Origin of the sequence: Streptococcus sanguinis SK49 (assembly GCF_000212815.1) — a bacterium.
In the GTDB taxonomy this organism is placed as follows: domain Bacteria; phylum Bacillota; class Bacilli; order Lactobacillales; family Streptococcaceae; genus Streptococcus; species Streptococcus sanguinis_C.
Genome location: NZ_GL890986.1, coordinates 31,599 through 50,215, shown reverse-complemented (window position 1 = coordinate 50,215; position 18,617 = coordinate 31,599). Strand labels below are relative to the sequence as shown.

General features: G+C 44.4%; 19 protein-coding genes. 10 read left to right on the top strand and 9 right to left on the bottom strand.

The features are described 5' to 3' along the window. The first annotated feature begins 33 nt into the window (after window positions 1–33). Complete coding sequence (locus tag HMPREF9380_RS03115; protein WP_002899930.1) at window positions 34–411, top strand: carboxymuconolactone decarboxylase family protein; 378 nt, start codon at window positions 34–36, stop codon at window positions 409–411. 38 nt (window positions 412–449) lie between these two features. On the opposite strand, the gene HMPREF9380_RS03120 is transcribed toward HMPREF9380_RS03115, so the two are convergent. The 5 genes from HMPREF9380_RS03120 to HMPREF9380_RS03140 all read right to left on the bottom strand — a co-directional run bounded on the left by HMPREF9380_RS03120 (window position 450) and on the right by HMPREF9380_RS03140 (window position 3,908). Next, complete coding sequence (locus tag HMPREF9380_RS03120; RefSeq protein ID WP_004192882.1) at window positions 450–848, bottom strand: hypothetical protein; 399 nt, start codon at window positions 846–848, stop codon at window positions 450–452. A gap of 108 nt (window positions 849–956) precedes the next feature. Continuing rightward, on the bottom strand, window positions 957–1,616 hold the full coding sequence (locus HMPREF9380_RS03125; protein ID WP_004192880.1) for an amino acid ABC transporter permease: 660 nt from the start codon (window positions 1,614–1,616) through the stop codon (window positions 957–959). Window positions 1,617–1,626: 10 nt separating this feature from the next. Then, complete coding sequence (locus HMPREF9380_RS03130; RefSeq protein ID WP_004192879.1) at window positions 1,627–2,307, bottom strand: amino acid ABC transporter permease; 681 nt, start codon at window positions 2,305–2,307, stop codon at window positions 1,627–1,629. A 12-nt stretch (window positions 2,308–2,319) separates the two neighbouring features. Then, complete coding sequence (locus HMPREF9380_RS03135; protein WP_004192877.1) at window positions 2,320–3,132, bottom strand: transporter substrate-binding domain-containing protein; 813 nt, start codon at window positions 3,130–3,132, stop codon at window positions 2,320–2,322. A gap of 14 nt (window positions 3,133–3,146) precedes the next feature. Then, window positions 3,147–3,908: an amino acid ABC transporter ATP-binding protein gene (locus HMPREF9380_RS03140; protein ID WP_009659238.1), complete on the bottom strand. Its 762-nt coding sequence runs from the start codon at window positions 3,906–3,908 to the stop codon at window positions 3,147–3,149. A 339-nt stretch (window positions 3,909–4,247) separates the two neighbouring features. On the opposite strand from HMPREF9380_RS03140, the gene yycF reads away from it, so the two are divergent. The 9 genes from yycF (at window position 4,248) to ftsY (ending at window position 15,055) form a co-directional block, all read left to right on the top strand. Next, complete coding sequence (yycF, locus tag HMPREF9380_RS03145; RefSeq protein WP_002894937.1) at window positions 4,248–4,949, top strand: response regulator YycF; 702 nt, start codon at window positions 4,248–4,250, stop codon at window positions 4,947–4,949. Beyond that, window positions 4,942–6,291, top strand: coding sequence for a cell wall metabolism sensor histidine kinase VicK (gene vicK, locus HMPREF9380_RS03150; protein WP_002899938.1), 1,350 nt, complete (start codon window positions 4,942–4,944; stop codon window positions 6,289–6,291). Before yycF ends, vicK begins: the two co-directional genes overlap by 8 nt. A 9-nt stretch (window positions 6,292–6,300) precedes the next feature. Beyond that, the gene (locus HMPREF9380_RS03155) at window positions 6,301–7,101 is read left to right on the top strand and encodes an MBL fold metallo-hydrolase (RefSeq protein ID WP_002913382.1); all 801 of its coding nucleotides are present in this window, start codon (window positions 6,301–6,303) and stop codon (window positions 7,099–7,101) included. 91 nt (window positions 7,102–7,192) lie between these two features. Next, window positions 7,193–7,552 carry a DUF454 family protein gene (locus HMPREF9380_RS03160; RefSeq protein ID WP_004192874.1) on the top strand — a complete coding sequence of 120 codons (360 nt, stop codon included), beginning with the start codon at window positions 7,193–7,195 and terminating at the stop codon, window positions 7,550–7,552. Between the two features lie 121 nt (window positions 7,553–7,673). Continuing rightward, on the top strand, window positions 7,674–8,372 hold the full coding sequence (rnc, locus tag HMPREF9380_RS03165) for a ribonuclease III (RefSeq protein WP_002903151.1): 699 nt from the start codon (window positions 7,674–7,676) through the stop codon (window positions 8,370–8,372). Continuing rightward, window positions 8,363–11,899: a chromosome segregation protein SMC gene (smc, locus tag HMPREF9380_RS03170; protein WP_004192872.1), complete on the top strand. Its 3,537-nt coding sequence runs from the start codon at window positions 8,363–8,365 to the stop codon at window positions 11,897–11,899. Before rnc ends, smc begins: the two co-directional genes overlap by 10 nt. Window position 11,900: 1 nt before the next feature. Then, a complete protein-coding gene (locus HMPREF9380_RS03175) occupies window positions 11,901–12,695 on the top strand; it encodes a Cof-type HAD-IIB family hydrolase (protein ID WP_004192870.1) in 795 nt (264 codons plus the stop codon). Then, on the top strand, window positions 12,695–13,513 hold the full coding sequence (locus tag HMPREF9380_RS03180; RefSeq protein ID WP_004192867.1) for a Cof-type HAD-IIB family hydrolase: 819 nt from the start codon (window positions 12,695–12,697) through the stop codon (window positions 13,511–13,513). The genes HMPREF9380_RS03175 and HMPREF9380_RS03180 overlap by 1 nt, the downstream gene beginning before the upstream one ends. 3 nt (window positions 13,514–13,516) lie before the next feature. Beyond that, the gene (gene ftsY / locus HMPREF9380_RS03185; RefSeq protein WP_004192865.1) at window positions 13,517–15,055 is read left to right on the top strand and encodes a signal recognition particle-docking protein FtsY; all 1,539 of its coding nucleotides are present in this window, start codon (window positions 13,517–13,519) and stop codon (window positions 15,053–15,055) included. 49 nt (window positions 15,056–15,104) lie between these two features. Here the strand turns inward: ftsY and zwf are convergent, their stop codons facing one another. The 4 genes from zwf to HMPREF9380_RS11935 all read right to left on the bottom strand — a co-directional run bounded on the left by zwf (window position 15,105) and on the right by HMPREF9380_RS11935 (window position 18,594). Further along, complete coding sequence (gene zwf / locus HMPREF9380_RS03190) at window positions 15,105–16,565, bottom strand: glucose-6-phosphate dehydrogenase (RefSeq protein ID WP_004192864.1); 1,461 nt, start codon at window positions 16,563–16,565, stop codon at window positions 15,105–15,107. 174 nt (window positions 16,566–16,739) lie between these two features. Beyond that, window positions 16,740–17,558 (bottom strand): TIGR03943 family putative permease subunit, encoded by an 819-nt coding sequence (locus HMPREF9380_RS03195; protein ID WP_002920740.1) that lies wholly within the window; start codon window positions 17,556–17,558, stop codon window positions 16,740–16,742. After that, window positions 17,555–18,460: a permease gene (locus HMPREF9380_RS03200; RefSeq protein WP_004192862.1), complete on the bottom strand. Its 906-nt coding sequence runs from the start codon at window positions 18,458–18,460 to the stop codon at window positions 17,555–17,557. Before HMPREF9380_RS03200 ends, HMPREF9380_RS03195 begins: the two co-directional genes overlap by 4 nt. Then, a complete protein-coding gene (locus tag HMPREF9380_RS11935; RefSeq protein WP_004192860.1) occupies window positions 18,457–18,594 on the bottom strand; it encodes an SPJ_0845 family protein in 138 nt (45 codons plus the stop codon). The genes HMPREF9380_RS03200 and HMPREF9380_RS11935 overlap by 4 nt, the downstream gene beginning before the upstream one ends. Window positions 18,595–18,617 lie beyond the last annotated feature (23 nt).

Sequence of the window (18,617 nt, the reverse complement as noted above, 5' to 3'; positions counted from 1 at the left end):
TTATAATGACATTGTAATCGTTTAAGGAGGTAAATGCAAATGAAAAATAAGCGATTTGAACGTGGATTGGAAAGACTCAATCAGATTGATGGTGAGGGCGGTGAGAAGGTCATTTCCTCTCTGAAAGAAATAGCTCCCGATCTAGGAGACTATATTGTAGAATTTGCTTTTGGCGATATCTATAGTCGGGAGGGACTGAATCTACAGGAGAGAGAAATCGTCACTCTTGCTAGCCTTTTGACACAGGGAGGTTGTGAAGCACAGCTGGAAGTACATATTCAAGCGGCTTTAAATGTTGGCTTAACCCCCGAAAAGATTATAGAATGCTTTTTGCAATGCATCCCTTACGTCGGATTTCCTAGGGTACTAAATGCTGTTTTTCTAGCTGACAAACTATTTAAAAAAGAGTAATAAAAAGGCCGCTGATTACATCAGTGGTCTTTCTAGTTTTAATTCAAGTATTTATCCACATAATCATCAAAATCAGGATACTCATTTCGGTTCATGGCATAGAGCATTTCCCCATAGAGAGGGTCGCTAGACGGGTCATCAGGTTCTAGAAGAGTAGCTATTTTCATATCATCATCTGGGAAAAGGATGGTGTAGTGATAGGTGTCGCTGACAGTGATACTGTAATATTTGGTATTATCTTGATAGCCTGACTTATCTATCTTATAGTGAAATTCTTTATCACCTAGCTTGCCGGTCTTGTCATTGAAGACAATGTCAATGTCCTCTCCATTTGCTTTCTGAGCCTTCCATTTTCCCTGGAAGCTAGTGTACTGACCACAAGCACTGAGAAAGATTACTGTTAAGAAAGTGATGAAAAGCCATGTTAGTTTTTTCATATCGTTCTCCTTGTCTATCCTTTGATATTATTCTACCACAAATATTAAAAATAAAAAAGCTGAGTTGGTAAACTCAACTTTTGGACAGTTGATCTGTATCTGAGCTACTTATTCTGCAGCTTGAGCCCAGCGTTGGGATAGCTTGCGCGAGAAGCTGGAAATAGCGAAGTTAATCAGGAAATAGATGGCTGCTACTAGTAGATAGAGTGCGAAGACCTGTTCAGCTTCAAAATAGCGTCCCATTAGAATTTGAGCAGAACCAAAGAGCTCTTGGAGCGCAATAACAGAATAGAGAAGGCTGGTATCCTTAATCACTGTGACAAACTGAGAAATGATGGCTGGCAGCATTTTCCGAATAGCCTGAGGTAGGATGATATAACGCAAAATCTGAAACTGGGTAAATCCTTGAGATAAGCCAGCTTCAGTCTGACCTGGGTCAATGGCATTGAGACCGCCTCGGATAATTTCTGCCAAAGCAGCAGAAGTAAAGACAGTGAAGCTGATGATACCGGCTGGCGTTGACTTAATCTGAAAGACTAAAAAGATAGTGAAAATCCAGAGCAGATTGGGTACATTACGGACAAATTCGATGTAAATGCTGGCAATCAGCTTGAGCAGTTTAGTTTTTCCATTTCGCATGACGGCTAGAATAGTTCCAAAAATCGTGGATAGGACAATGGAAATGAAAGAAATTTGCAGCGTCAGCCAGAGCCCCTTAAGGATAAAGAGGAGGTTGTTTGCGGTTAAGACTTTTAAAATATTTTCCATAGAGACCTCCTTAGATGCTGTAAGCTTGTTTATTGGCTTCCTCTACCTTACGTCCCCAGCTGGCGATTGGGAAGCAAAGGAGGAAGTAGAGCAAAGCTGCTCCAGCAAAGGCTGGGATGTAGTTGGAGTTCAGAGCAGACCAAGACTTGGTCACGAACATCAGATCCATACCAGAGATAATAGCGACGGTAGAAGTGTTTTTTATCAGATTGACGACCTGATTGATTAACGGTGGCAGGATAATCCGAAAAGCTTGGGGCAGGATGATGTATCGCATGGTTTCTACATAGGTAAAGCCCTGAGAGAGTGCAGCTTCAGTCTGTCCGCGAGGAATGGACTGGATACCTGAGCGGATGACTTCGGCGATGTAAGCACCGTGGTACAGTCCTACACAGAGAACCGCAGTCCAATAGATTGAGGGCATGATGGTGTAATTGCTGACTAGCGGAAGACCGTAAAAGACAATTACAAATTGCACTAAGAGTGGTGTATTCTGATAAAACTCAACAAAAACACGAGCTAGACCACGTAGAACTTTATGCTTACCAGTGCTGATAGCTCCAAAGAAAATCCCTAGTAAAAGAGCCAAGGTCAGGGCACCGATAGAAATAGCTAAGGTAAAGAGGAATCCTTGGAAAAACTTGCCAAAGTCCGCAAAGTAGGCCTGCCAAGAAAAAATACTAAAACTCATGGGGTCTCCTTTCTAATCATCTGTTGAAGTAGATGGTTTTAAATCATATTTGTCATAAAGTTTCTGTAGACTGCCGTCTTCCTTCCATTTAGAGATTAGGCCATCTACATAGTCATTCAATTGAGTATTGGATTTTTTTGTTACCACACCATAATCAGCTTTTTTGAAGCTGTAATCCAGAATGTTTGACTTGGAACTTACATAGCCAGTCAGGATGGACTTGTCAACAGAAATGGCATCAATACGGTGAGCCCGCAAGGAAACAGCAAGTTCAGGGTAGGAGCCTAACTCCACATATTTGAAGTTGAGCTTTTTCTCTTTAGCGATTTCTTCCAGCAAGGTTTGAGTAATAGAGCCTTGGACGACGCCGATAGTCTTGTTATTCAAGTCCTTGACGTCTGTAATTTTGCTGGATTTATTAACTAGAAAACCAGAAGCATCTGTGTAGTAAGGGGTTGTAAAATTATAGATTTCCTTACGCTCATCTGTGATGGTAAAGGTCGCAATGACCATGTCAACTTGCCCATTGTCCAGAAGTGGTCCGCGTGTTTGTGCAGTAACTGGGACGTAGTTGATTTTGACGCCTAGTTCCTTAGCAATTTTCTTTGCAATATCGATTTCTAGACCGCTGTATGTATTGCTATCAGGGTTTAGGTAACCAAAGTTAGGTACATCCTGCTTGACACCGACATTGAGAACACCGCGTTTCTGGATAGCCTTGACCTGTTGGCTGGTACTGGAATCGGCTTGTGCGGGAGCGGCATGGATTAAGCCTAGAGTCAGAAGGAGTAAGAGTAGGCTGATGAGTATTTTTTGTAATTTCATAGTTCTTCTCCTTTCTAAGAAAGCACGTTATCACTCTCGTGGTTGATAATTTTGCTGAGAAACTGCTTAGCGCGAGGTTCGGTAGGATTGTCAAAGAAAGCATCAACATCAGTAGTATCCACTAACACCTCACCGTCTGCCATGAAGATAATGCGGTCAGCTACCTCACGGGCGAAGCCCATCTCGTGTGTGACCACAATCATGTTCATGCCGTCTTTGGCTAATTTTTGCATAACAGCCAGAACATCCCCTATTGTTTCAGGGTCCAGGGCAGAAGTCGGTTCATCAAAGAGTAGAAGCTCAGGGTGCATGGCTAATCCACGGGCAATGGCAATCCTTTGCTTTTGTCCACCGGACAGCATGCCTGGGTAAGAGTCTTTCTTGTCCCACATGTTGACAAATTCTAGATATTTTTGAGCGATTTTTTTAGCTTCTTGTTTATCCATTCCTAGAACTTTAATAGGCGCCAAAGTGACATTTTCTAACACTGTTTTGTGGGGGTAAAGATTAAAGTGTTGAAAGACCATTCCGACTTCTTTGCGTAAGTTGACCAGATCTTTGGCAGCAGCGTTCACGACCTCGTGGCCGTTGACAATCAGACTTCCCTGGTCAATACCTTCTAAAGCGTTGATTGTACGGATAAGAGTAGATTTTCCTGAGCCAGATGGTCCCAGCAGTACAACTACTTGCCCTTTTTCAAAACTGAGATTGATATTGCGCAGAGCATGGTAGTCTCCGTAATACTTTTCGACATTTTTAAATTCAACTAAAGCCATATCTTTCTCCTTTGTGTTAGATAATATGACATAGATTTTACCATAGAATAAATAAACTGTCAAATTGAATAAAAATGACTATTTTTATTCAGAGAGAAATTTTTTTGATGAGAATCGTCCATTTTCTACAAATGTGGAATAAAAATGGCTTGAATTAGTGTTTTTTAAGAAAACTTTGGTATAATAAGACTATATAAATAAATAAAATTGGATTGGGAGTCTAGCTAGGCAAACTAGATTGCCTTTTGCACGTATTGATGCAGGACGACTTAGCTGACTATATCACAACTTTTCTATCATGGAGTTGATTCAATCCCAATCTTATGTTAAGGTGAACATATGAAGAAAATATTAGTTGTAGATGATGAGAAACCAATCTCAGATATTATTAAGTTTAATATGGCCAAAGAAGGCTATGAGGTTTTGACTGCTTTTGATGGTAAGGAAGCCTTGGAAATGTTTGAGGCAGAACAGCCAGACATCTTGATTCTGGACTTGATGTTGCCAGAAGTGGACGGACTGGAAGTTGCTCGGACTATTCGCAAGACCAGCAATGTTCCGATTATTGTATTGTCTGCTAAGGACAGTGAGTTTGACAAGGTTATCGGACTTGAAATCGGTGCTGATGACTATGTGACCAAGCCTTTCTCAAATCGTGAGCTGCAGGCGCGTGTCAAGGCACTTCTTCGTCGGGCAGACCTTGTTGTGGAAAACCAAGTAGAAGAAAGTGGCCCAAACGAATTGACCATTGGGGAACTGCAGATTTTGCCAGATGCTTTTGTAGCTAAGAAGCATGGTAAGGAGCTGGAGCTGACCCACCGTGAGTTTGAACTGCTTCACCATTTGGCGACACATATCGGTCAGGTCATGACACGTGAGCACTTGCTGGAAACAGTATGGGGCTATGACTATTTTGGCGATGTCCGTACAGTGGATGTGACGATCCGCCGCCTGCGTGAAAAGATTGAAGATACGCCAAGCCGGCCTGAGTATATCTTGACTCGCCGCGGAGTTGGCTATTATATGAGAAATAATGATTGAAGCAATTAAACAATTTGTGATTTCTGCGGATTTCGTCTTTGCTATCATTATTATCGGCTTCATTGTAGTTGTTGCCTTGCTTTTATTGGAAAATCGCCGTGATAACCAAAAGCTTGTGCAGCTTAATCAAAAGGTTAAAGATTTGATTGCAGGGGACTATTCTGAAGTGCTGGACATGCAAGGGAGTCCAGAAATCACAGATATGACCAACAGTATCAATGATCTTTCAGAGGTCATTCGACTGACACATGAAAACCTTGAGCAAGAAACAAAACGCCTTTCCAGTATCCTGTCCTATATGACAGATGGCGTGCTTGCGACCAACCGCCGGGGGCAGATCATCACTATCAACGATATGGCAACCAAGCAGTTGGGAGTTAAGAGAGATGAGGTCCAAAATATGAGTATTTTGGATCTGCTTTCGATTTCAGACGAGTATGATTTGCGGGATCTGATTACCAATGTTCCTGAGCTGACGATAGATTCTCAGGATGAAAATGGTGAGTATCTGAGCTTGCGGGTTCGCTTTGCCTTGGTAAGGCGGGAGTCGGGCTTCATTTCTGGTTTGGTAGCTGTCTTGCATGATACGACCGAGCAGGACAAGGAAGAGCGGGAGCGTCGCCTCTTTGTCTCTAACGTCAGCCATGAGTTGCGGACTCCGCTGACCAGTGTTAAGTCCTATCTGGAAGCCCTGGATGAGGGAGCCTTGTCTGAGCCGGTAGCACCAGATTTTGTCAAGGTATCACTCAATGAAACCAACCGCATGATGCGGATGGTGACGGACTTGCTCAGCTTGTCACGTATCGACAACGAGACCAGTCATCTGGAAGTGGAGCTGACGAATTTCACCGCATTTATCACCTTTATCCTCAATCGCTTTGACAAGATAAAAAATCAAGACGAGACTAAGAAATATGAGATTATCCGTGATTATCCTATAACACCGATCTGGGTAGAGATTGATACAGATAAGCTGACCCAGGTCATTGATAATATCATGAACAATGCTATCAAGTATTCGCCAGATGGTGGAACCATTACTGTTTCCATCAAGACAACGGATGAGCAGTTGATTCTCTCAATTGCGGATGAAGGTCTGGGGATTCCCAAGCAGGACCTGCCTAAGATTTTTGATCGCTTTTATCGAGTGGACAAGGCACGCAGCCGCGCACAGGGCGGAACGGGTCTGGGGTTGGCCATTGCTAAGGAAATTATCAAGCAGCATCAGGGCTTTATCTGGGCTAAGAGTGAGTATGGTGTGGGCTCGACCTTTACCATTGTCTTGCCTTATGAGAATGATGGCGTCCGGGATGACGACTGGGATAATGAAGATGATATATAGAAAGTAAACATGACTAAAGGATTTCAATACAGTATTCTGGCGTCAGGATCAAGCGGTAATTGTTTCTATCTGGAAACTGACCAAAAGCGGATTCTGGTTGACGCTGGCTTATCAGGGAAAAAAATTACTAGCTTGTTGGGCGAAATTGACCGCAAGCCTGAGGATTTGGATGCTATTTTAGTGACTCATGAGCACAAGGATCACATTCATGGTGTTGGAGTGTTGGCCCGCAAGTATCATTTAGATATTTATGCTAATGAGGCCACTTGGAAGGCTATGGAAAAGGACTTAGGCAAGCTGGATGCTAGTCAAAAGCATATCTTTGAATTGGGCAAGACCAAGACCTTTGGAGACTTGGATGTGGAGAGCTTTGGTGTCAGCCATGACGCAGCCTGTCCACAATTTTACCGCTTCATGAAGGATGACAAAAGCTTTGTCATGCTGACGGATACGGGCTATGTCAGTGACCGGATGGCTGGGATTATCGAAAATGCCGACGGCTATCTGATTGAGAGCAACCATGATATTGAAATTCTCCGCAGCGGTGCCTACCCTTGGAGTCTCAAGCAGCGGATTCTTTCGGATATGGGTCACCTGTCCAATGAGGACGGAGCAGAGACCATGATTCGGACTTTAGGCAATCGCACCAAGCGAATCTATCTAGGGCATCTCAGCAAGGAAAACAATATCAAGGAATTGGCTCACATGACCATGGTCAATCAACTGGCTCAAGCCGATATGGCAGTCGGCCACGATTTCCAGGTCTATGATACCTCGCCTGATACCGCAACGCCTTTGACGAGTATTTAAACACCAGACCGAAAGGTTTGGTTTTATTGCTCTAGTGCGGTATCCATTATATATTTAAAAAGTAACGGTTTTATTTTGCAAAGGAGCTTGTATGCGACCAATTTACTTTGTGGTAGGTCTCTTATCTTTAGGGTTAGGAGTTTTGGGGATTTTTCTGCCTCTCCTGCCGACGACACCATTTCTTCTCTTGTCCATTGCCTGCTTTTCACGCAGTTCCAAGCGCTTTGAGAATTGGCTCTATCATACAAAGATGTACCAGATCTATGTGGCAGATTTTCGAGAGACGGGAACGATTGCCAAGGAGCGTAAAAAAAAGATCATCGTTTCCATCTATATCTTGATGGGGATTTCCATTTTTCTAGCGCCTATTATTTGGGTTAAGATTGGACTGTTGGGTCTGACCATTTTTATCACCTATTATTTGTTTAAAGTAATTCCGGATAAGGAATAGAAATCACTGTCAGCAGGTGCGTTTGCGCCTGTTTTTTGTTATAATAGAGACTGTATATCTTTGGAAAGGAAAAGGTGTCATGCTGCTTATCTGGCTGAAGCCAGCATGATCTAAAATAGTAATGGAAAATTTGAAAAAAGCATTGCTGGAGCAGTTTGACTTGGTCTTCTCTGATGAGACCTTGTTGGAAACGGCTTTTACCCATACGAGCTATGCCAATGAGCACCGCCTCTTAAAAATTTCACACAATGAACGCTTGGAATTTTTAGGAGACGCTGTTCTACAATTGATTATTTCGGAGTATCTTTATACCAAGTATCCTAAGAGACCAGAAGGTGATCTATCTAAGCTGCGTTCCATGATTGTTCGGGAGGAGAGTCTAGCAGGCTTTGCCCGTGATTGTCAGTTTGATCAATTTATCAAGCTGGGACGCGGTGAGGAGAAGTCTGGCGGCCGGAATCGTGATACGATTTTAGGGGATTTATTCGAGGCCTTTTTAGGTGCCTTGCTCTTGGATAAGGGTGTGGAAGCAGTCAAAAGCTTTCTCTATCAAGTCATGATTCCTAAGGTGGAAGCGGGAGATTTTGAGCGGGTGACGGACTATAAGACCAAGCTGCAAGAGTTGCTGCAGATTAATGGTGATGTGGAAATTGCCTATCAGGTTGTCTCTGAAACAGGACCGGCTCATGCCAAAAATTTCGAGGTGGCCGTTCTCATCAATGGTCGCAAGTCCGGTCAAGGCCAGGGGCGTTCTAAAAAGCTGGCCGAGCAGGAAGCTGCTAAAAACGCATTTGAAAAGGAAAGTTCTTCATGTTTTTAAAGGAAATTGAAATTCAGGGCTTCAAGTCATTTGCTGACAAGACTAAAGTTGTCTTTGATCAGGGAGTGACTGCGGTTGTTGGGCCAAATGGTTCCGGCAAGTCCAATATTACGGAGAGCCTGCGCTGGGCCTTGGGAGAGTCCAGTGTCAAAAGTCTGCGGGGCGGCAAGATGCCCGATGTGATTTTTGCGGGAACAGAAACCCGCAAACCACTAAATTACGCATCAGTGGTAGTGGTTCTGGACAACAGCGACCAATTTATCAAGGATGCTGCCAATGAGATTCGGGTGGAGCGTCACATTTACCGCAGCGGTGACAGTGAGTATAAGATTGACGGCAAAAAAGTCCGTCTGCGCGATGTCCACGATCTCTTCATGGATACTGGGCTGGGACGAGATTCCTTCTCCATTATTTCCCAAGGGAAGGTCGAGGAAATCTTTAACAGCAAGCCGGAGGAACGTCGGGCAATCTTTGAAGAAGCTGCTGGAGTGCTTAAGTATAAGACGCGTCGTAAGGAAACGGAAAGCAAGCTTAGTCAAACCCAGGATAATCTGGATCGACTGGAAGACATTATCTACGAGCTGGAGAGCCAGGTCAAGCCCTTGGAGAAGCAGGCTGAAACTGCTAAGCGCTTCTTGAGTCTGGATGGCCAGCGCCGAGAGCTTTACTTGGATGTTTTGGTCGCTCAGCTGACAGCTAATAAGGAAAAGTTGATCAAGGCTGAAGAAGATTTAACGAATATCCAGCAGGAGCTGGCAGCCTACTACAGCAAGCGAGATGAGCTGGAAGTTGAAAACCAAACCTTGAAGGCCAAGCGCCATGAGCTCAATCAAACTTTGTCTGATGATCAAGCTAGTTTGCTGGAATTGACCCGCTTAATCAGTGATTTGGAGCGTCAGATTGATCTTTCTAAGTTGGAGTCCAGTCAGGCAGCGACGAGCCGCCGGGAAAATGAAGAGCGTTTGGCTGCTTTGTCAGAAAAACTGGCTCAGATAGAAAGCAACATAGAAGACAAGCAGGCTGAATTGAGCCAAATAGCTGCCCAACTGACTGACAATGAGGAGTCTATCGCTGCTTTGGAAGCAGAATTAGCAGACTTTTCAGATGATCCGGATCAGCTGATTGAGCATCTGCGTGAGCAGTATGTCAAGCTCATGCAGGAAGAGGCAAATCTTTCTAATGACTTGACTTCTCTGGAGAGTCAGCTGGCTAGTGAGCTTAAATTGGCTGAGAGCAAGAAGGCAGACTTTGCAAAGCTGCAGGCTGATTTGGAGGCTAGTCAGACTCAGGAACAGGCTGGTTTGGAGGAGTTGGAAATTGCTCGCCAAGCCCTCAAGACTCTACTAGCAGATTACCAGAGTCAGGTTCAGTTGGTAGAGAAGCTAGAGGCTGATTATAAACATCAGCAGACTAAGATGTTTGAACTTTTGGACGACCTCAAAAACAAGCAGGCACGTTCTAATAGTTTGGAAGCCATTCTCAAAAATCACAGCAATTTCTATGCTGGGGTCAAGAGTGTGCTGCAGGAAGCTGGCCGACTGGGTGGCATTGTTGGAGCAGTCAGCGAAAAACTCAGCTTCGATCCCCACTATCAGACAGCGCTGGAAATTGCGTTGGGAGCCAGCAGTCAGAATATCATCGTAGAAGATGAGGCGGCTGCGACTCGGGCTATCGAATTTCTGAAGAAAAATCGGGCTGGCCGGGCAACCTTCCTGCCTTTAACAACCATCAAGCCGCGTCAGCTGCCTGACCATAACCGTGCTACGATTGAAAAAAGTGTTGGTTTTCTGGGACTGGCTTCTTCCTTGGTCAGCTATGAGTCATCGTTAGACAGCATTTTTCAAAATCTGCTGGGAACGACTGCTATTTTTGATACAGTGGAGCATGCCAGAGCAGCAGCTCGCCAAGTGCGCTATCAAGTTCGTATGGTGACTTTGGATGGAACAGAGCTTCGGACTGGCGGATCTTATGCTGGTGGTGCCAACCGCAACAACAATACTATCTTTATCAAGCCGGAGCTAGATGCTTTGCTTGAAGAGATTAAGCAGAAAAATGTCAGCTTGAAAGAGCAGGAAGAAGCGGTGCAAATTCTGCAAAACCAGCTAAGTCAGGCTAAGCAGGTATTGGAACAAATCAAGACAGACGGTGAGCAGGCTCGCTTGGCTGAGCAAAAGGCTAATTTGGCCTATGAACAGTTAGCCAAGCGTGTAGAAGAGCTCACAAGTCTGAAAAATCTACAGGAACAGGAGTTGGCTGGTCAATCTGCTTTGGATATTTCAGAAGAGAAAGACCGACTGCAGACCCGCTTGACTGAGATTGAGCAAGAAAAAGCAGACATCACTGCAGAAATAGAGCAGGTTAAGTCGAACAAAGATGCAGTTCAGGCTCGTTTTGACAAGCTTTCCTCTCGTCTAGCTGAACTCAAGCTCCAGCGAACAGAGTTGACCTCCAACCAACGCTTTGAAAAGAATGACTTGGAGCGTCTGTCCGAGGAAAAAGCCAGCCTTGCAAAAGAGCAGGCGACCTTGGAACTCTTGATGGAGCAAAAGGAGCAGTCCAGCTTGCAGAAAGTGGATATTACAATCATGGAAGAGCAATTAGAGACAGCCAAGCAAGAAAAGACTGAGCTAGATCAAAGACTGATTCGTCTGAAATTTGAGCTTGAAGATCTAGAAGGTCAGTCTGACGATATTGCCAGTCGTTTGGAGCAAGCCCGCCATCAAAATGAAGAATTGATTCGCCGGCAGGCCAAGGCAGAGGCAGAAAAGGATAAGCTCATGGATGTCATGCGCTGTCTGGCAAGCAATCTGACAGATGACTATCAGATGAGCTTCGATGAAGCAAGCAGCCAGGCTCGTCCGTTAGAAAGTTTATCAGCTGCTGAAAGCCAAGTTAAGGATCTGGAAAAAGCCATTCGAGCTTTAGGTCCAGTCAATCTGGAAGCAGTTGAGCAGTTTGAAGAAGTCAGCAACCGTTTGAACTTCCTCAACGAGCAACGAGACGACGTCCTATCAGCTAAAAATTTGCTCTTAGAGACGATTGAAGAGATGAATGACGAAGTTAAGGAACGCTTTAAATCAACCTTTGAAGCCATTCGTGAAAGTTTCAAGGTGACTTTCTGTCAGATGTTTGGCGGTGGTTCTGCAGACCTGATATTGACGGAGGGAGACTTGCTGACGGCTGGTGTAGAAATCTCCGTGCAGCCACCGGGTAAGAAGATCCAGTCGCTTAATCTGATGAGCGGTGGCGAGAAGGCCTTGTCGGCTTTGGCTCTGCTCTTCTCTATCATCCGCGTTAAGACCATTCCTTTTGTTATCTTGGATGAGGTGGAAGCAGCGCTGGACGAAGCCAATGTTAAACGCTTTGGGGATTATCTCAATCGCTTTGACAAGGACAGTCAGTTCATCGTGGTTACTCACCGTAAGGGAACCATGTCAGCTGCAGACTCTATTTACGGAGTTACCATGCAGGAATCTGGCGTTTCCAAGATTGTCTCGGTCAAGTTAAAAGATTTAGAAAGTATGTAAAATGAGTATAAAATTAGTAGCAACGGATATGGATGGCACCTTTTTAGACAGTAAAGGTCAGTTTGATATGGACCGTCTCAAGCAAGTTTTGGCTCGCTTCAAAGAAAAAGGCATGTATTTTGCTGTAGCCAGCGGGCGCGCCCTCTTGTCGCTGGAAAAGCTGTTTGAGGAAGTGCGCAATGAGATTATTTTTATTGCTGAAAACGGCAGTTTGGTGGAATTTCATGGAGAGGATCTCTATGAGGCAACCATGCCAAGGGATTTTTATCTCAAGGTTTTTGATAAGCTGCAGGAATCTCCCTATGTCAATGTCAACGAGCTGCTTTTGACAGGCAAACGTGCCTGCTATGTCTTGGAGACTGTGGATCCGACCTATCTTTCTTTCAGTGCTCATTATAATGAAAATATTCAAAAAGTAGCTAGCCTGGCTGATATCGACGATGAAATCTTCAAGTTTACGACCAATTTTGCTGAGGACCAAGTCGCAGCTGGTGAAGCCTGGGTCAATGAGAATATCGATGGAGTCAAGGCCATGACAACTGGCTATAAGTCCATTGACATCGTTCTGGACCATGTGGATAAGGGCGTTGCCATTGTTGAGCTGGCTAAGAAGCTAGACATAGATCTTTCTCAGGTTATGGTTTTTGGTGATAATCTCAACGATTTGCACATGATGCAGGTGGCTGGCTATCCGATCGCGACTGAAAATGCTCGCCCTGAGATTTTAGAAGTGGCCAAGGAAGTCATCGGTCACCATGATGCTCAGTCGGTTATCACTTACATGGAGGGATTATAATGGCAGATATAAAACTGATTGCTCTGGACTTGGATGGAACTCTTTTAAATTCAGACAAGAAGATTTCTGACCGCAATTTAGCAGCTCTAAAAGCAGCTCAGGATAAGGGAGTTAAGGTAGTTTTGACGACTGGTCGTCCCCTCAAGGCCATGGACTTTTTCCTGCATGAGCTGGGAACAGACGGTCGAGAGGATGAGTACACCATTACTTTTAATGGTGGTCTTGTTCAGCGCAATACTGGAGAAATCCTTGATAAAACAGTCTTTTCTTATGATGATGTGGCTCGGATTTACGAGGAGACAGACAAGCTCCATATCCCTCTTGATGCTATCTGCGAAGGACTGGTCTATCAGATTCAATCCGATCAAGATTCGCTTTATGCTCAGTTCAATCCAGCTCTGACCTTTGAGCCTATTGATTTCAGTGATTTGTCCAGCCAGCAGACTTATAACAAATGTGTCACCGCTTATGCTAAAGAACCACTGGATGCGGCTATTGAGCAAATCTCTCCAGAATTATTTGAGCGCTATGAGATTTTCAAATCTAGAGAAATGCTGCTGGAGTGGTCCCCTAAAAATGTTCATAAGGCTAATGGCTTGGAGAAACTGATTGCCCATTTAGGCATTGAGAGAAGTCAGGTCATGGCCTGTGGTGATGAAGCCAACGATCTGTCTATGATTGAGTGGGCTGGTCTGGGAGTGGCTATGCAGAATGCAGTAGCCATCGTCAAAGAAACAGCCAATGTGGTGACACCTATGACTAATGATGAGGATGCAGTGGCTTGGGCTATTGAAGAATATGTACTAAAGGAGGATTAGCCGATGGGATTATTTGACCGCCTTTTCGGCCGAAAAAAACAAGAACCGCCGATTGAAGAAGTTGTAAAGGAAGCATTGGAAAACATTGGCGAGCTTGAAGAAGAAACAGCGCCTGTTCCAGAAGCAGGAGAGAATCTTGAAGCGGAAGCTGTTCAGTCCTATCAGGACGAGCAGCAACTTGATGACCAAATTTCGGATACAAAAGATAGTTTGGCTGATGTTGAAGAGCAGTTAGTAACAGAAGAGCTTGCATCTCAAACTATCCAAGAAGAAAGCAAGGAGCCAGAGCATGAAAGAGAAATTATTGCAGAAAATCAAGAAGTGGCTCAAGGAGCAACTCAGACTGAAGAAACTCTAGAAGAGCACCAGCCTGAAAGCAGTGACGAAACGGTAGAAGAAGTTGTTGAACAAGTGGAACTTTCGGATGAAGCATCATCTCATACTGAGCATGAAGCAGCTTCTTATGACGGGGTGGCAACTGATTCAAATAGTGAGTTTGAGCCAGAAATAGGAGATGAGTTACTAACAGAATCAGAACAGGTCGTTCAAGCAGCTGATGTTGCTGAAGAATCAGAAGCAGCCGCTACAGAAGAGCCTGCTGATCCTCCTCAAGAGGAATCCACTCAGGAAAAATATGACCGCAGCCTAAAGAAAACTCGGACAGGATTTGGAGCACGGCTTAATGCCTTCTTTGCTAATTTCCGCTCGGTAGATGAAGAGTTCTTCGAAGACTTGGAAGAACTGCTCATCACTAGTGATGTAGGGGTTCAAGTGGCTTCCAGTCTGACTGAGGAACTACGCTATGAAGCTCGTCTGGAAAATGCTAAAAAACCAGCTGCTCTACGCCAGCTGATTATTGAAAAATTGGTGGACATTTATGAGAAAGATGGCCGCTTTAATGAAAAAATCAATTTCCAAAATGGACTGACTGTCATGCTCTTTGTAGGGGTCAACGGAGTTGGTAAAACCACCTCTATCGGTAAACTAGCCTATAAGTACAAACAACAAGGCAAGAAAGTCATGTTGGTAGCAGCAGATACATTCCGAGCTGGAGCGGTGGCTCAGTTGGCTGAATGGGGTCGGCGCGTAGATGTTCCAGTCGTAACGGGGCCTGAGAAGAGCGATCCTGCTAGCGTGGTTTATGACGGTATGGAGCGTGCTCAGGCAGAGCAGGTTGATGTTCTTATGATTGACACGGCTGGCCGCCTGCAAAATAAGGACAACCTCATGGCAGAGCTAGAGAAAATTGGCCGCATTATTAAGCGAGTGGATCCAGAAGCACCGCATGAGACTTTCCTAGCTCTCGATGCTTCAACCGGTCAGAATGCTCTGGTTCAGGCCAAGGAATTTTCTAAAATCACTCCAGTCACAGGAATTGTATTGACAAAAATCGATGGAACAGCCCGAGGCGGAGTTGTGCTAGCCATTCGTCAGGAATTGGATATTCCAGTGAAGCTGATTGGCTTTGGAGAAAAGATTGATGATATCGGTGAGTTCAACTCAGAGAACTTTATGAAAGGCCTACTTGAAGGCTTGGTATAAAACAAAAAACCAGTATGAGTACTGGTTTTTTATGAACAATTTTTAAATTTTATTTGTTTGGAGACCACTGCCAGTCAGCTCCAAATTCTCTAAGGAGTTCAAAAGAAGCATCTGGTCCCATAGAACCGACAGGATACTCATGAAGAGGCACTTCGTTGCTACGCCATAGCTCTTCAATCTGATCAATCAGCTCCCAGCTGGAGCGCACTTCATCCCAGTGGCTGAAGTTGGTTGAGTCATTGTTAAGAACGTCAAAGATTAATTTTTCGTAAGGATCAGGGGAAGCACCACTAGCTGTTGCGTCTGTCCGGTAGTCCAGAGAAAGGGGAGCTAAGCTGAAGCGTTCGCCGACCTCTTTGCCATTCATGCTAAGTGAGAAGCCCTCAGTCGGCTGGATATGAATGGTCAGAACATTTGGTGCTAATTCCTCACCAAAGATAGACTCCATCTGCTTGAAAACAATATTGACAAGAGTGCCTTTTTCAGTGAGACGTTTACCAGTTCGGAAGAAAAATGGAACATCACGGAAACGCTCGCTATTTACGAAGAAAGCTCCTGAAGCAAAAGTCTCGGTCATGGAGTCAGGATTGACATTAGGCTCACTCCGGTAGGAGATGTATTTCTTGCCTTTGACCGTGCCAGACTTATACTGACCGCGTATAAAGAAACGTTTTAGGTCTTCTTTATCGGGCTGTACCAAGCGTTCAAAAACTTTGACTTTCTCTGCCCGAATGTCCTCTTTGCTGAAGCTTTTCGGCTTGTCCATAGCTAAGAGTGACAGGAGTTGCAGAGTATGATTCTGCACCATATCTCGTAGAGCACCGGACTGGTCATAGTAACCGCCACGTTCTTCGACACCTAGCTTTTCAGCAAAAGTAATCTGGACATTGTCAATGTAGTCACGATTCCAGATATTTTCAAAGAGAAGATTGGCAAAACGAATAGCGAAGATGCTCTGAATCATTTCCTTGCCTAGGTAATGGTCAATACGGAAAATCTGTTCTTCATCAAAGGCTGCCAAGAGTTCTTCGTTAAGTTGGCTGGCAGTTGCCAAGTCTGTTCCGAAAGGTTTTTCGACAATCAGACGTTCAAATCCTTTGCCATCTACGATGTTTTCAGACTTGAGATGTTTGGCAATGGTTCCGAAAAATTGCGGAGCCATGGACAGGAAGAAGAGTTTATTGTGCTCGGCTTGGTACTGCTCATTGAGTCGGTTTTGAAGCTTGCGCAGTTCAATGTAGTGCTCGGTATCCTGCACATCATGGCTTTGATAGTAGAAGTGGCTGGCAAACTCTTGGGCTTGCTCGGGGCTGTCAGCTAAATCAGCGATTGCTTCGACAACGACAGACTCAAAATACTCCTTGCTCCAAGGCCGGCGGGCTGTTCCAATGACTGCAAAATGCTTGGAAAGATTACCAGACTTATAGAGCCTGAAGAGGGATGGATAGAGTTTTCTTTTGGCCAAGTCACCGCTGGCTCCGAAAATTGTTACAATAACTTTTGAAGACATCCTGATACCTATTTTCTAAATGATGTCTCTATTTTATCACAATTTTTCTAAAGATTGTATTCAGAAATTCGGTTTCTGAAAAGGGAGATAAATAGAAAGAAATTAACCACTGCTTGAAACATATTCAAATACAAAAAATGAGGCTAAGACACGATTGTGCCAGCCTCGTTTTCTTTATTCAAATACCCGATAAACGTAAGGATTTTCCGGTTTTTCTACCTTATCAAAGCTTTCAACTTCTAGAGTTGGCAGGCTTTGTCCAAGACTTTTATGGTAATGCATGGTAATTTTTCCCTTGGCATGAATCCAGGTATTATTCTCGAAATGCTGGGTATTTCCAGTCGTCAAGAGGCCATAGACACCTGAGTCGGCGATACAATGGATAATACCGAAGCGAAAGAGAAATTGGCTCTTCTGATCGCTGGGATCATTGTAGACAAATCCGGTGAACTCCAGCGTCTTCCCTACAAACTCGTCGGGATAATCATAGATGACCTCCATGATTTCCATGTAGTTCTCAGTTGTGACCTGAATGGTATCTTGCTTGACATATTTCTTGGCGGCTGCCCGCATTTCTTTTTCATAAGCCCCTTTGGTAAAGTAGGTGCTAGTGTCAGGCTTCAGGTATTGACTGGTAGTGCCTTCGTCCTGCTGAATAGCAGTTGAAGTTCCCTCAGCTAGCGGGAAATGAAATCCTTTAGCCGAAACTGTTGTCGAATCCAAGGTAACAGTTGGAAAGAAAATTCCTACAAAAAGCGGAATGACAAGGAGCAGCACGCTGCCTAACTTGGCCCAGCGAGTGCTTAAATGACTGTGGACCTCCATCTTCTTCATCCAGATGATGAGCTGCACGACTGCCAAGATAAAGGACAAAATCATAGACAAGTAGGCCAGATAGGAGTAGTGGAGATTGATATATTGGTTGAGCTTGCCTGTCAGCTGCAGGTACATGGTGATCTCAAAGTAGCCAACTAAGATTAGAAATCGAATCATAGCACCACCCCCACAAGCCAAGAGTAAAGAAAGACAACGACAGTAACCAGGCTGATAAATTGCCAGATAAAGCGTGTCTTAAAGTAGTTTTTCATCATCAGCAGATTCTTGACATCTAGCATAGGCCCAATGACCAAGAAAGCTAAGACTGGCGATAAGCCGAAGCTAGCAATCAAGGAGCTCCCGATGAAAGCATCAGCTTCGCTGCAAAGTGAGAGCAGGAAGGACAGCAGCATGAGCAGGAGAATAGCAACAGCTGGTGTTGAGCTGATGGAGGTCAAGATTCTGGTTGGCACATAGACCTGAACCAGGCTGGCGAAGAGACAGCCAAAGACCAGATAGCGACCAGTATCGAAAAATTCGTCAATGGCCTGCACAAAGACCTGAAAAAACTTTTGCCCCTTGCTGAGATGTGAAAAGTCATGCTCATGGACTGCTTTGCGATTTTCTTTTTGGATATTGCTGTCTGCAAAGAAGCCCAGAAAAATCCCTAAAAGAATAGCCACTACCATAGAACCTAAAGCACGAAGCAGAGCCATTCGGAAGGAATTACCAAAGGCTGAGTAGGTCGCAAAGAGCACAATGGGGTTGATGACCGGAGCCGTTACCAGAAAGGGCACAGCCGTGTAACTGGGAACTTTCTTTTCCAAAAACCGATTTATAATGGGAACAATTCCGCACTCGCAAGATGGGAAGACAAAACCAACCAAGCTTCCAAAGAAAATCCGAGCCCATTTGTTCTTGGGTAGGAAACGATAAACCTTGTCTGGCGTGACATACACCTCGATAAAGCCAGAAATGATACTTCCAATCAAGACAAAAGGCAGGGCCTCAATGATAATGGAGAGAAAGATGGCACCGGCTTGCAGGACACTGGCCGGCAACTGAGAGAAGAAGCTCATTCTTTCTTATCCTTCTCGTTTTTAGATCTTTTCTTGTCTTCCTCAGGGAATTCTACCTTTTCCATCTTGGGTAGGGTAGCAAACTCCTCGAACATCTTGTCCAAATCGTCTGATCTAGTAAATTTAACAGCCATAAAGGCACCTCATTTCTAAAATA